This window comes from Sedimenticola hydrogenitrophicus, from assembly GCF_029017505.1.
In the GTDB taxonomy this organism is placed as follows: Bacteria; Pseudomonadota; Gammaproteobacteria; order Chromatiales; family Chromatiaceae; genus Sedimenticola; species Sedimenticola hydrogenitrophicus_A.
In genome coordinates, this window is sequence record NZ_JAQGEI010000019.1 from 42524 (window position 1) to 55977 (window position 13454).

Consider the following 13454-nt stretch of genomic DNA (forward strand, 5'->3'; position numbering starts at 1 on the left):
CTTCATTATCTCTAAGACCCCGCTGCCGGGCGTTCCGTTTCATCGCCTTGTCATTTCTTTTTCTCTGGCTCCCCGTGGATGCCGCCACGGGTGAGCAGCACCGGGTCGAGGAGTTTTTCCAGTTCGCCGCGACTGAGGGCGGTCTGCTCCTCGGCCACATCCAGTACCGCGCGTCCTTCCCGATAGGCCTGCTTACAGATGGCGGCCGCCTTTTCATAACCGACAAGCGGATTGAGCGCGGTCACCAGAATCGGGTTCAGGGCGAGGCGCTGTTTCAGTTTCTCCTCCTGGACCTTGAAGCCGGCAACCGCCTTTTCCGCCAGCAGTTTCGCGGCATTGGCGAGCAGTTCAATGCTCTGCAGCAGGTTGTAGGCGATCAGCGGCAGCATGGTATTGAGTTGAAAATTGCCGGACTGGCCCGCCATGGCGATGCTGGCGTCATTGCCGATCACCTGGGCCGAGACCATCATCACCGCCTCGGGTATCACCGGGTTGACCTTGCCCGGCATGATACTGGAGCCCGGTTGCAGGGCGGTCAGTTCGATCTCGCCCAGTCCGGCAAGGGGACCGCTGTTCATCCAGCGCAGGTCGTTGGCGATCTTGTGCAGGCTGATGGCAGTGACCCGTAACTGTCCCGACAGCTCCACGGCGCTGTCCTGACTGCTGAGTCCCTCCATCAGCGAGGGCTTGGCGGTCAGCGCCAGGCCGGTGTCCTGACTCAGCCGCTGCAGGATGCGCCGGGAAAACTCCGGATGGGCGTTGATCCCGGTGCCGACCGCGGTACCCCCCAGGGGCAGTTGCCACACCCGCCGCCGGCACTCCCGGATACGTTCGATGTCCTGGTCCACCTGGCTGGCCCAGGCGTTCAGTTCCTGATCCATCCTGATCGGCATGGCGTCCATCAGATGGGTACGTCCGGTCTTGCAGACGCCGTCCAGGGCTTCGGCACGCTGTTTTATCCGGTCCGAGAGTTGCTTCAGGGATGGCAGCAGCTGCTGCTCCAGGGCGAGAGCGGCACTCAGGTGGATGGCGCCGGGGATCACATCATTACTGCTCTGGCACATATTCACGTGATCGTTCGGGTGCACCGGCGTGCCGCTGCGGCTGGCCAGCGCGGCAATCACCTCGTTGAGGTTCATGTTGCTGCTGGTTCCGGAACCGGTCTGGAATACGTCGACCGGAAACTGCTCCATAGGGATGGCGTCGAGCAATTGGCTGCTGGCCTCGATGATGGCGTCCGCGATAGCCGGATCGAGCAGGCCCAGTTCCCGGTTGGTCGCGGCGGCGGCTCGTTTGATCAGCACCCCCGCCTGGATAAAACGTTGCGGCAGGCGGATGCCGCTGACCGGGAAATTGTCCACGGCACGCTGGGTCTGGGCGCCGTAGAGGGCATCGCTCGGTACCCGCAGTTCGCCCATGCTGTCTCTTTCGATGCGATAGTCTGATTGCGTCATCCTGCGGCTCCTCGCTGAAATGGTGCGTGTCTACCACTAGTATGAACCCGATTTCTGAGAATGCCGGGGCGAACCGGCCGCACCATGCCCATGGCAATCAGCGACCGGCTTTATCATTCAACCCAAACCGGCTATCCTCAGGACGATTCGACCTCGGTAAAACAGGATGGCCAGATGAATGTAGAACAGTTTCAACAGTTGTTAAAACCGATCACCGACCTGGTTGACGGGATGCCGGTTGATCAGGGGCTCGAAGCCGCCCTGGAGGCCAAGTTCCCCGCCGGCAGTGAATTGTTCAATGCCATCGACCGGGCCTGTCATGAGGCGATTGCCGCCGGCTGGATGTGCGCGCAGGGCGGTGAGGGGAGGCGCTTCGGCCGGGTGATCGAGCCGTCCGACGAGACCGCGCGCCTGAGTGTCGATGTGGTGGATCTGGTTGATATCGCCGGGCCCCATCACCGCCACCCGTTGGGCGAAATCTGTATGGTACTGCCGGTGACCGAGGGTGCGCTGTTCGACGGCAAACCGCGCGGCTGGTGTGTTTATGAGCCGAATTCCCAGCATCGGCCCACCGTGACCCAGGGCCGGTCGCTGGTGCTCTATCTGCTGCCCGAGGGGCAGATCGAGTTCACCCGCGGTTGAACCTCGTAAACGATGATGGTCAGGCGGTTTCGCGGGGAATATCGTAAAGCGGGTACAGCGCCTCCTCCTCGGTCTGGATACGGGCGACCAGGGCGCTGCCGATCTGCTCCAGTTCGCCGATGAATTGTGCCTCCATCTCGGCATTCCAGGGCCAGACATCGTAGCGCTCGATGAACTGGTTCACCGCCTTGCCGATATGGCGCATTTCCCGGCGCATCCCGCTGACCAGCCGGCACTGTTCGCTATCCGCGGGCAGGCTGCGGGACAGGTAGACGTAGAGCTTCACGTTCTCCAGAAGGATATGTTGGTGGAACAGGTTCTTGAACTGGTTGAGTTCCGCGCGCACTTCTTTGAAGTGTTGCGCCCGCGCACTCTTTTCCACCCGCTGGTAGTGTTCCAGCAGGATCTGGTGATCCTCGATCAGGGTTTCGATCAGATCGGCATCATAAGTGATGGTGGTGTTGGGTGCGGTAACTGTCGAGGACGCGGCTTGCGGACTCCTCTTCTTTTTGAAAAAGCTGAACATGTTTCCACCCGACTATACGCGCTGATGTCATCGGAGTTTATACCATGGGATGCTGCTCCGGGGTGATGAACGGGGCAAAACGGCATTTGTGTGATCGGGTTCAGGTTGTTGGCCCCCGGCCGGCAAGGGTCGGCGCCGGCAGCAGCCGTTCGAGTTGTCGCTTGTTCCTGATCAGGTCGGCCAAGGTATATTGATCGAGGACGGCATAAAAGGCGTTGAGCGCCTCGTTCAGCATTGCCTTCATCCGGCACGCCGGACTGATGCGGCAGTCACAGTCGCTATCCGTGAAGCATTCGACCAGCGTGGTGTGCTGTTCGGTATCGCGTATCAGGACGCCGATATTGATCTTCTCGGGGGTCCGCGCCAGCAGAAAACCACCCCCCTTGCCACGCAGGGTCTCGATATAGCCGGTCTGTCCCAGATGGTGTACCACCTTCATCAGGTGGTTGCGCGAGATATGGTAGACATCGGCCAGTTCAGCAATGGTCGCCCGTTGTCCCGGCCGTAGGCCGATGTAGATGAGTACCCGAAGTGTATAATCGGTGAACGTGGTTAGCCGCATATCTGGATTGGGTCCATAAGAAGTATTTAATATATTGATTATCGATCAATGGCGTGATATATAAAAGATGTATTTGATATATTTTTTAGGAGCGATTGTCGGCACCTGATTGTTGTAGGCAACGGGTGGCGGCTGGAGGAGTCTTGTCATGGTCAGTCCCCGCTACCCGGTGATTCTGAAAGAGAAGAGCGTGCTGGCGCCCAATACGCTCGAGCTGACCTATATACGCGAGGACGAGGCGGCCATCAGCTATCTCCCCGGGCAGTTTTTCTCTATCGATTTCTTCCATCAGGGTGAAGAGAAGACCCGCAGCTACAGCGCCGCGGGTCGGGTGGCCGATCTGAAGAACAACCGGGAGTTCCGCTTCGCCATCTCGGCCGTGCCGAACGGTGCCGCTTCTCACTATTTCTTTAATGCCAGCCCCGGTGAAAGGGCGAAAATGAGCGGCCCGTTCGGCGCCCTGGTGCTGCCGCGTAGCGACCCCGCCCGCTACCTCCTGATCGGCACCGGCACCGGTGTGGCACCCTATCGGGCGATGCTGCCGGAACTGGAACTGCGCATGGCGCAGAATCCGGAGCTGAGAGTGGAGCTGGTGATGGGGGTGCGCCGTCCGCAGGAACTGATCTATGGCGAGGAGTTCGAGGCGGTGGCGGAACGCTATCCCGGGTTCCGTTTTCACGCCTGCTACAGCCGGCACATGCCGGAGACACCCAGGCACCATGAACGGGCCGGCCGGGTGCAGGTGCTGTTTGAACCGCTGGCTCCCGAACCGCAGCGGGACCTGGTCTATATCTGCGGCAATCCCGACATGGTCGACGAGGCTGGCTCCTGGTTCCTGGCGCGCGATTTTTCACCGCGCAGCGTGAAGCGTGAGAAGTACAAGTTTTCCACCTTCTAAGAGATACCTTCCTCAGGAATCGATGCTGGTGAGCTTGCGAACCGCATCGTTTGCGGAAAGACTCGATGCGGTTCGTGTTACTCACCGCATCCTACCGTGCTACCAACCTCCGCTGTTCTGCTCCTCCTTTTCACGCAGCCGCTTGATCTGGAACAGCACGTTGCGCTCCTCCTCCTCCAGTACCGATTCGATATAACGGATGGTCTCCCGGTAACGCGGGATGATGTTGTACTTCAGGGCATTGACCCGTTTCTGGGCCTTGCGCTGTTCCGCCATCAGGCGGCTCAGGGCCATCTCCGATTCCCCCAGGCGGGTCAGCAGCAGGGCGGTCTCCGTCAGCTCCTTGCGGGTCTCGTCAAAGCTGGTGTCGGTGCCGAGCAGCCCGACCGGTTCCATGGGCAGACGCTCGCTGGAGATGGCGGGGTACTCCACCCCCATGCTGCGTTTGGGGATGATGTTGATCCGCAGCGTCGGGGCGATTCCCAGCCCCGCCTGTTGCAGGGCGCGGCTGCCCATGCGCAGATGGGCCATGCCCAGCCAGTGGTAGGCGGATTTGATGGCGGCATGGGTCTCCCGGCGCAGCTGCTGGTACTCATCCACCCGCTCATAGACCAGCCGGGTCAGCAGCTCCCGTTTCCGTTCCAGCAGGGCGTGACCGTCCTCCAGGAAGCGCACCTGCTTTTTCAGCTCCAGCAGGGTGTTCTTGGTCGGCGGGACCTTAATCAGCTGGTGTCGGCTCATGTGCTTCGCTGCTCTCCCTACTTGTCGGAGCGGTGGTACCTGGCCAGGTCGGTCTCGCTGACCCGGGTCAGCATGTCCTTGGGGAACATGCTCAGTAGCTCCCAGGCAAGGTTGAGGGTCTCGATGATCGAGCGGTCCTCATCTTCGCCCTGGCCGATGAACTGGCTGTCGAACGCCTCGGCAAAGTGCAGGTAGCGGCGATCCCGTTCCGACAGCTCCTCGGCGCCGATGATGGCCGCCAGGTTGCGTGTCTCCAGCGCCTTGGCATACAGGGCGTAGAGCTGGTTGGCCACCCGGGGATGGTCCTCCCGGGTATCCTCCTTGCCGATGCCGTCCTTCATTAGGCGTGACAGGGAAGGGGAGATGAAGACCGGCGGATAGATGCCCTGGTTGTGCAGTTCCCGGCTCAACACGATCTGCCCCTCGGTGATGTAGCCGGTCAGATCGGGGATCGGGTGGGTGATGTCGTCCGAGGGCATGGTGACCACCGGTACCAGGGTGACGGAGCCGTGGCGGTCCTTGATCCGGCCGGAGCGCTCGTAGAGCTCCGCCAGGTCGGAGTAGAGGTAGCCAGGGTAGCCCTTGCGCGACGGCACATCACCCTTGGCGGTGGCCACCTCGCGCAGCGCCTCGGCATAGTTGGTCATGTCGGTCAGCACCACCAGCACGTGCCGGTCGAGGTCAAAGGCTAGATACTCGGCGGCGGTCAGCGCCACCCGCGGCAGGGCCAGGCGTTCCACCGGCGGGTCGTCGGCCAGGTTGATGTACATCACCACGTTCCCCAGGACCCCGGAGTCGGCAAACTCCTCCTGAAAGAAGCGGGCATCCGCGTAGGAGACTCCCATGGCGGCAAACACCACCGAGAAACTGCTCTCCTCATCCACCAGTCTGGCCTGGCGCACGATCTGCGCGGCGAGCCGGTTGTGCGGCAGTCCGGAGGCGGAGAAGATCGGCAGCTTCTGGCCCCGCACCAGGGAGTTGAGGCCGTCGATGGAGGAGATGCCGGTCTGGATGAATTCCCGGGGATAGGTGCGCGCCGCCGGGTTGATGGCGGAACCGTTCACGTTGCGCCGGACATTGGAGAGGATCGGCGGCCGGCTATCCTTCGGTTTACCCAGGCCGTTGAAAATGCGGCCGAGGATCTCCGGCGCCAGGTTGATCTCCAGCGGCTGGTCGAGAAACCGTACCCAGGTGTTCTCCAGGTCCAGGTCCCCGGTGCCTTCGAACACCTGGATCAACGCCTCCGCCTCGCTGCAGCGGATCACCTGGCCGTGGCGCAACTGGTTGCGGTGATCGCGGATCAGCACTTGGTCGCCGAAGGCGACGGCGGGCGCCTGGCGCACCACCAGCAGACTGCCCTGGGCGGATGAAACGGTACGGTACTCCCGGGCGCTCATTGGGTGTGCTCCTTGAACTTGGCGTATTCTAGGCGGATCTTGGCGAAGGCCTGTCGGAACTCCTCCATCAGGGCGCGGATCTTGTCGCACTGCTCACTGCTGTAGGTCTGCTTGGCGCGCCGTGCCCGGGCCATCAGCGGCAGGTCGGTCAGCTCCTGCACCGAGATGCCCAGTTCGATCAGCTCTGCTCCCCGGTCATAGATCGTCAGCATCATCTCCAGCAGCAGGAACTGCTTCTCCGGCGAGGCGAAGGTGTCCACCGGGTCCAGGGCGCTCTGCTGCAGCACGCCCTCCTTGATCAGGGCCGCCCCCTCCAGCTCCCAGCGCTGGGCGGAGGAGAGCGCCTCCGGTCCCACCAGGTTGACGATGCGTGCCAGCTCAGCGTCCCGCGCCAGCAGTCCCAATGCCTGTCCGCGTCGCCGCTGCCAGTCCGGGCTGATCTCCTTATGCCACCACTGGGCGGCCGTGGCGACATGCTCTGAGAAGCTGCCGACCCAGTCGATGGCCGGATAGTGACGGGCATCCGCCAGCTCCTTGGAGAGTGCCCAGAAGGTCTGGATGATCTCTTTGGTATGGGCGGTGACCGGTTCGGAAAAATCGCCGCCGGGCGGTGATACCGCGCCGATCAGGGTGACCGAACCCTTGCCGCATCCCTGGGTCTCGACCCGGCCGGCGCGTTCATAGAAGGCGGCCAGGCGGGAGGCAAGGTAGGCCGGATAGCCATCCTCCACCGGCATCTGGCCGAGCCGGCCGGAGACCTCGCGCAGCGCCTCGGCCCAACGGCTGGTGGAGTCGGCCAGCAGCACCACATCGTAGCCCTGGTCGCGGTAGTACTCGGCCATGGTGATGCCGACGTAGATCGAGGCCTCGCGGGCCACTACCGGCATGTTGGAGGTGTTGGCCACCAGCAGGGTGCGCTCCATCAGACGGTGGCCGGAGTAGGGGTCCTGCAGTTGCGGGAAGGTCTCCAGCACGTCCACCAGTTCATTGCCGCGTTCGCCGCAGCCGACATAGATGACGATATCGGCGTTGGACCAGCGGGCAATCTGCTGCTGAACCACCGTCTTGCCGGCGCCGAAGGGGCCGGGTACGGCGCTCTTGCCACCCTTGAGCAGCGGAAAGAAGGTGTCGAGAATGCGCTGGCCGGTAATCAGCGGCGAGAGGCCGTGGTCGCGTCGCCGGTAGGGCCGGGGGGCGCGTACCGGCCACTCGTGATAGAGCTTCAGTTTGCGGCTTCTGCCGTCGCTCAGTTTCAGTTGGCCGATCGGATCATCCAGGCGATACTCCCCCTCGGGGGCCAGTTCCAGCAGCTCGCCCGACAGGTCGGGCGGCACCAGGATCCGGTGCTGGATAATGGCACTCTCCTGGACCCGGCCGATCAGTTGCCCCGGGGAGAGGGTGCTGCCGATTTCACTGGCCGGTTCCGGAACAAAGTGCCAGAGCCGTTCCCGGTCCAGCGCGGGCAGATGGATACCGCGGCCGATATGGTCGCCCGACGCCAGCAACACCTTGTCCAGCGGCCGCTGCACCCCGTCGAAAATGCTGCCCAGCAGTCCCGGGCCCAGCTCGACCGAGAGCGGCCGGCCCAGGCCGATCACCGGTTCACCCGGCCGCACCCCCTCGGTCGATTCGTAGGACTGCACCAGGGCGGTCTCGCCCTGGAGCGCGATCACCTCGCCGAACAGCCCCAGTTGGCCGATCTTCACCTGCTCGCCGTTGCGGATGCCGGGTAGCCGGATGGTGAGGATCGGGCCGTTGATTTCGCGGATTATGCCCTGTTTTTCGCTCTTGCTCATCGCCTGCTTCCCAGGTTGTCATGCAGGGTGCCGGCGGGAAAGAGACGCTCCAGGATGAGCTGGTGCATACGGTCGGCCAGCCGCTCCTCCCGTCCCTCGAAACTGTTGTCGAAGCGGATCAACCCATCCTCGCTGCTGACGATTACGCCGCCGATGCAGTTGATGGGGGTGGTATCGAGGGAGAGCTGTTTATCGGCGGCGGCAGCCCCGGCAAACTGTTCCCAGACCGGCCGCAGCCGGCCCAGGTCACGGGCATTGACACTGGCCACCAGCTGTCGCCGCTCGAAGGCGCCGGCGGCACGGGCCAGGAGTGCCTGCAGCAGCGGCAGATATCGCGCCTCGTCTTCCACCAGGGCGAGTATCCGGTCGCGCAGCTGGTTTTGTACTGCCACCACCAGGTTCCAGCGCAGATGGTCCATCTCCTTCTGCAGTCTCAACTCGTTCGCCTGCACCTGGCGTCGGAAGGTGCGCTCGGCCCGCGATTTGGCCAGCAGCACTTCGCGTTCTTCCCGCAGATGCAGGCGCTTGTGCGCCTCCTGCAGGATATTGTCGCGACTGCGCCCGGCCCGTTCGCGGTACTCCACGGCGAGCCGGTTGGCACGTTCGAATATGGCCGATTCAAGTTCCTTTACCTGTTCCATGACTACTCCTGAGAGAACTGCGCCGCGCCGCCGAGCAGCAACTGCAGCCGGTCGTCTATCTCACACTGGAAGTTATCCGCGGAGGCCAGCGAGGGGATCTGGGTGACGACGATGTGTCCCCCCTCCGCGCGGACCCGTTTCAACAGCGGGCTGTCGCATCCGGCCAGGGCAGGGCCGAGGATGATGAACGCCTTCTGGCGGTTGTCGAGCAGTGTCTCCAGCAACTCGTCGAGTATCCGCTGGGTCGGGTCGGCCCAGGTCTCGAATCCGATCAGCCGGAAGCCCTCGGTCACTGCCGCCTCCCCCATGAACAGCATGCGGGTGGGTGTCGATTCGTCGCCATGCGGATCCATTGTGCGCCTCTACAGCTTGTCCAGCAGCAGGATACTCACCACCAGACCGTAGATGGCGATACCCTCGGCCAGACCGAGATAGATCAGGGTGCGGCCGAAAATCTCCGGTTTCTCGGCCAGTACCGCCAGCGAGGCGGCGCCGATCGGCCCCACCGCAATACCCGCCGCGATGGTGCTGAAGGCGGTGGGTATGCCGACCCCGATAATGCCAAGGCCCATGCCAAGGGAGATCTCGCCCGCTGCATCGGCCAGCGCCGGGGCGGCCGCCACCTCCTGGATGCCGAAGAACACCAGCAGTGCCTGGGCGCCGACGAACAGCAGCAGGTTGCCGCCGATGGCCGGTTTGAACCAGCGCCGGGCGCCGAGCGCCTTGTCCGGGTGCAGCTCGATGACTACCCCGGTGATGATGAGACCGAGGATGCCCAGGGTCATCAGTGTAATCAGCCAATACATCTTCTACTCCTTGTCGGTAACATTCGATCGGTTGGTGTTGGGTGGCGGGTTTGCTGGGCACGCCACGCTCTGCTCATGCCACGGGTTCTATCCAGTGGTTGGTTCATTTCACCCCCTGCAGGGAGAGCGTCAGCGGCTTGAACTCCTGCCCGTCTCCGGAGAAGAAGCGGGAGAACCCCTCGTAATACTCCAGTCGCAATGCCTGGATGGTGACGATGGCCCCCTCCAGGATCAGGATGAACAGGTTGCCGCCGATCACCATCAGCCAGTGTCCCGTCCCCTCCATCATGTCGGCGAGGGTGAAGACGGCGATGGCCAGTGCCACATGGTTCAGGCTGAAGGCCGCCACACGCAGGAACGACAGGGTGTTGGAGATATACCCGGTGAGGGTCTCGAAGGTCTCGATGCCGGCCACCAGCATGCGTTCGCCCGGCGGGGCCTGGGTCTCGATCAGTTTGAAGGCCAGCAGCGCCAGCAGTGCCGCCAGGCTGAGGCCGGCCGGCAGCAGACCGAATTGCCCGGTGTTGACGAAACGGTAGATACCCGTCAGTACGCTGAGATACAAGGTGACGCTGACCACCCCGTTGGTCGCGAACAGGGCGTGACTGATCTCGCCGGAGACCAACTGGTTATGGATATACAGCAGGCTCATGATCACCATGAAGCCGATACCCCAGAACAGGGCCATGCGCAGCATATACAGCGGGTCGGACAGGGGCGGGATCCAGACCGCCTGAAACAGGTGTTCGTAGCCGAACAGGCTGCCGTAGAGCAGACCGAACAGGCTGGTCGAGAGGCCGGCGCAGATGGCAAACGGGGTGAAGCTCTTGAGTCTCTTTCGGCCCAGCCAGGCCGCCAGGATGATCACCCCGCCGTGCCCCGCGTCACCGAACATCATGCCGAACATGGCGATGAACGAGACGGCGAAGATCGGCGTGGGGTTGATCTCGCCATAGCGCGGCACGCCATACTGTTTGACCAGGGTGGAGAAGGCGCGGGTGAGCCAGTTGACCGGCAGGTAGGTGGGGACGTCCCGGTGACGTGTCCGCGGCGGGGTGGTGGCGGTGATGCGGAACGGGCCGTCCAGCCGGCGGCGCAGGGCTGACTCGGTCCGTTTCAGTTCACGTTCGGGTATCCAGCCGGAGATGATGCCCAGCTGGCCCCGGTTGCGTGCGGCATCCTCCATCGCCACGAAAGGTTCGGCCATGATCAGCCGATCGCGAGACTGCTCCAGTTGTGTGCGCAGCTCGTCGCCGCAGGTCTGCATCGCCTGGCGGCGCGTCGCGCGTTCGTTGGCGAGCGCGTCTCGGCGCTGCCGCAGATCGCCCTGTATGCGCTGCGGTTCGTCATCCAGTTCCGGGGGGATCTCCAGGGCGTGGAAGCCGGCGGTATCCAGCACCGACCTGAGCTCCTGTTCCCGGGCGCCCTTGGGGCCCAGGATGATGACATGGGTGTGGTCGGTGTTCTCCATGTAATTGAACAGCAGGTAGTCGGCCAGGGCGATGGCCTCGCGCAGTTTCGGCACGTTGACGCTGGGCAGCATGCCGATGTGGAGATCGAGAAACAGGCGCTCGCCGCGCAGCCGCGAGAGGTCGAAATTCAGCGCGGCGAAGTTATCCAGGGTCTGTTCCAGCTGGCCGAGCATGTGCTCCTCGTCGGTGAGGCGCCGGAAATGCTCTTCAAACGAGGAGCAGCGCTCCCAGACCTCGCCGAGCCAGTCATTGGTGGTGGCCAGCTCCTGTTCACCGATGACACGGGTGTGGGCCAGCGGCCCCAGCGGTCTGAGGGTGATATGGGATTCGATCTTCTGCAGCCTGGTGCAGGCCTGGTGATAGAGTTCCCGGTAGCGTGTGCCGGGGACGTCGGGAAACTGCTCGCTGAAGTCGTCACCGCCGCCGGGACTGAACATACCCAGCTCCGCCAGGGTGAGCGCGGCCAGCGGCAGGTCATCCGCCAGCAGCTGGATCAGTACCTGTTTCATCGGCAGGGGTCTAAACACCGGGCACCCCGCGGCCGAGGTCGGCGGCCTGACGAATCAACTGCGGGTCCAGGGCCAGCACCCGCCCCTGGATGATGGCGAACACCCGTCGCAGGTCCATCTCCCGCAGCATCATGTAGGCCAGGGATCGGGCGACGGCCGAGGGGCTGAGCTGGAGGCATTTTCGCGCCTGCCGGTTCAGGTCGTCGGTCAGTGACTGTTCCACCTCCATGATCTGCCTGAGGCCGGCGAGCCGACTGTTCAGTGGCTCGGGCAGTGCCTCCAGGATCCGCGCCATCTCCTGCATATTGACCAGTTGTTTCAGCAGGTCGGTGTGGAGATGGCGTCCCGAGGGGATCAGCAGATAATAGGTTTCGCTGGGGGAGAGCGCATAGTTGAGGCGGTAGCGCAGCAGCCACGGCAGGTTCTGCCGGTCGATCAGGGAGCCGATCAGTTTCAGCAGCGGGGCCTGATCCGCGGCGTCGCAGTGCCGCGCGTGCCTGAGCAGGCCGGTATAGTAACGGTGATCGATGGTGGCATCGAGGGAGAAGGACTCGTTTTTCTCTTCATAGACCCGGCGCGCCTGGCGGGCGATGGCTTCGTAGGGGGTCTGCTCCAGCTGGCGCAGCAGCTCCGGCACATTTTCCGTACGCAACAGGGTTTCATGGGGCAGGCTGATCAGCGGCGGCAGGCTGTGCAGGCTCTCGCGTATCTGATCATAGGGGAGATGGTTCAGCTTGCCCCGGATCAGTGCCTTCAGGTTAAGGAGTTCAAACTTGCGTGACCAGTAGACCAGGATATCCCGGGCGGTGCCGCCGAGCGGCCGCAGCAGGATCGACAGCTCCTGCATCAGGCTGTGGATCAGGCCCCGTTCAATATGGCGGTTGAGCTCCGCCTCACTCAATCCACGCTCGCTGATCCCGGTCAGACCGAATTCACCCTCCAGCCGCGGCAACGGCTCCTGCAGCATGGCCTCAAACGCCGCGTCATCAATCAGCCGTCCCGACATGACGCTGGTGCGGGTCTTCAGATAGGTCTGGCTGGCGATCGGGTTCATGAGTTTTCCTGTCTTCTCCTAGCCGTCGGCCAGTGGATCGGTGAGCAGTTGAAAGGCGGCCTCCAGCGCCTCGGCCTCCCGCTCTTCCGCCAGGTTGCGCAGCTCGACATGGTGCTCGTCAAAGCGTTTCTTCAGTTCATTGTTGGTCTGATCGGCCCGCTGTTCCGCCTTGTCGATGAAGGACCGGTGCAGATCCGGAATGCGCGCCTCGAATCGCTCCTCTTCGGCATGCGCCTCCTGCAGCGCGCCCTGGATGATCCGGTCGCGCTCCTCATCCGCTTCGCGCACGATGGTCTCCGCCCTCCGTTCGGCGTCCAGCAGGCGTTGTAGTGTCTGGTCCATGAGGTTCCCCGTTTTATTCTGATTAACAGTTTAGCAACTACCGATGTAGTTGATATTGCGGCAGATCAGATGGCGGGCCGGTTTTCAACCCCGCAACGGACAGGGCGGGAAACTTACGATGGGATTAATGGTCATATAATTGGTCGCTGTGGTAGCCGCACCGCCTTGACAGTCCGGATGAAAAAGGGGATTGTTCCGCGTCATGAATCATCTGCTGAAAAAACGGTTTATCCTTGTGCTGGCACTGTTTGTCAGCCTGTTGCCGTTCAGATTCAGCTATGGGCTGACCGTCACTGTGCCCGATCTCCAGCAGAAGATGCATCAGCACATCATGCAGGTCGATTGCGCACAGCCTGGTGACAATGCCCATTGTCTCGATATGACACTCGTCTCAGCGGCCGGTGAGAATTGTTGCAGCGACCAGTGTGACAGCTTGTTCGGGGCGCAACCCGGCGTCGCCGTCGAATATGGCCTGCTGATCTCCTCGGACCGGCAGTTCCAGGCTGCCAGTGATGTCTGGACAACCGGCCCGATCCCGCCCACCCTGCTACGACCCCCTCCCGCACGCTCCTGGACTTGGTAACCCCTGGCACTGAATGCCGGGGTATCGTTTC

General features: G+C 62.7%; 15 protein-coding genes. 3 read left to right on the forward strand and 12 right to left on the reverse strand.

Translation table 11 applies throughout. The annotated features are described in order from the left end of the window. Positions 1 to 50 precede the first annotated feature (50 nt). Complete coding sequence (locus tag O9K64_RS13075) at positions 51 to 1454, reverse strand: class II fumarate hydratase (RefSeq protein ID WP_275098522.1); 1404 nt, start codon at positions 1452 to 1454, stop codon at positions 51 to 53. 174 nt (positions 1455 to 1628) lie between these two features. Here O9K64_RS13075 and O9K64_RS13080 point away from each other — a divergent pair, with 174 nt between their 5' ends. Beyond that, on the forward strand, positions 1629 to 2096 hold the full coding sequence (locus O9K64_RS13080; protein WP_275098523.1) for a DUF4863 family protein: 468 nt from the start codon (positions 1629 to 1631) through the stop codon (positions 2094 to 2096). A 19-nt stretch (positions 2097 to 2115) separates the two neighbouring features. Here O9K64_RS13080 and O9K64_RS13085 read toward each other — a convergent pair whose 3' ends face one another. Next, positions 2116 to 2622 carry a hemerythrin domain-containing protein gene (locus tag O9K64_RS13085; protein WP_275098524.1) on the reverse strand — a complete coding sequence of 169 codons (507 nt, stop codon included), beginning with the start codon at positions 2620 to 2622 and terminating at the stop codon, positions 2116 to 2118. 100 nt (positions 2623 to 2722) lie between these two features. After that, positions 2723 to 3184 carry an Rrf2 family transcriptional regulator gene (locus tag O9K64_RS13090; protein ID WP_275098525.1) on the reverse strand — a complete coding sequence of 154 codons (462 nt, stop codon included), beginning with the start codon at positions 3182 to 3184 and terminating at the stop codon, positions 2723 to 2725. Positions 3185 to 3332: 148 nt separating this feature from the next. On the opposite strand from O9K64_RS13090, the gene O9K64_RS13095 reads away from it, so the two are divergent. Further along, a complete protein-coding gene (locus O9K64_RS13095; protein ID WP_275098526.1) occupies positions 3333 to 4082 on the forward strand; it encodes an FAD-binding oxidoreductase in 750 nt (249 codons plus the stop codon). A gap of 99 nt (positions 4083 to 4181) precedes the next feature. Here the strand turns inward: O9K64_RS13095 and O9K64_RS13100 are convergent, their stop codons facing one another. From O9K64_RS13100 to O9K64_RS13140, 9 genes are all read right to left on the reverse strand, one after another. Continuing rightward, a complete protein-coding gene (locus O9K64_RS13100; protein WP_275098527.1) occupies positions 4182 to 4823 on the reverse strand; it encodes a V-type ATP synthase subunit D in 642 nt (213 codons plus the stop codon). A 17-nt stretch (positions 4824 to 4840) separates the two neighbouring features. Next, positions 4841 to 6220 (reverse strand): V-type ATP synthase subunit B, encoded by a 1380-nt coding sequence (locus tag O9K64_RS13105; RefSeq protein WP_275098528.1) that lies wholly within the window; start codon positions 6218 to 6220, stop codon positions 4841 to 4843. Beyond that, positions 6217 to 8016, reverse strand: coding sequence for a V-type ATP synthase subunit A (locus tag O9K64_RS13110; protein ID WP_275098529.1), 1800 nt, complete (start codon positions 8014 to 8016; stop codon positions 6217 to 6219). Before O9K64_RS13110 ends, O9K64_RS13105 begins: the two co-directional genes overlap by 4 nt. Next, a complete protein-coding gene (locus O9K64_RS13115; protein WP_275098530.1) occupies positions 8013 to 8657 on the reverse strand; it encodes a V-type ATP synthase subunit E in 645 nt (214 codons plus the stop codon). Before O9K64_RS13115 ends, O9K64_RS13110 begins: the two co-directional genes overlap by 4 nt. Before the next feature lie 2 nt (positions 8658 to 8659). Continuing rightward, complete coding sequence (locus O9K64_RS13120) at positions 8660 to 9010, reverse strand: ATPase (protein WP_275098531.1); 351 nt, start codon at positions 9008 to 9010, stop codon at positions 8660 to 8662. 9 nt (positions 9011 to 9019) lie between these two features. After that, positions 9020 to 9463 (reverse strand): ATP synthase subunit C, encoded by a 444-nt coding sequence (locus O9K64_RS13125; RefSeq protein WP_275098532.1) that lies wholly within the window; start codon positions 9461 to 9463, stop codon positions 9020 to 9022. 103 nt (positions 9464 to 9566) lie between these two features. Further along, positions 9567 to 11462, reverse strand: coding sequence for a V-type ATP synthase subunit I (locus O9K64_RS13130; protein WP_275098533.1), 1896 nt, complete (start codon positions 11460 to 11462; stop codon positions 9567 to 9569). Then, a complete protein-coding gene (locus tag O9K64_RS13135) occupies positions 11455 to 12498 on the reverse strand; it encodes a V-type ATPase subunit (RefSeq protein ID WP_275098534.1) in 1044 nt (347 codons plus the stop codon). Before O9K64_RS13135 ends, O9K64_RS13130 begins: the two co-directional genes overlap by 8 nt. Before the next feature lie 18 nt (positions 12499 to 12516). Then, positions 12517 to 12840: an ATPase gene (locus tag O9K64_RS13140; RefSeq protein WP_275098535.1), complete on the reverse strand. Its 324-nt coding sequence runs from the start codon at positions 12838 to 12840 to the stop codon at positions 12517 to 12519. A 202-nt stretch (positions 12841 to 13042) separates the two neighbouring features. Between O9K64_RS13140 and O9K64_RS13145 the strand changes: the two genes are divergently transcribed. Continuing rightward, positions 13043 to 13423 (forward strand): hypothetical protein, encoded by a 381-nt coding sequence (locus tag O9K64_RS13145; protein ID WP_275098536.1) that lies wholly within the window; start codon positions 13043 to 13045, stop codon positions 13421 to 13423. Positions 13424 to 13454: the final 31 nt, after the last annotated feature.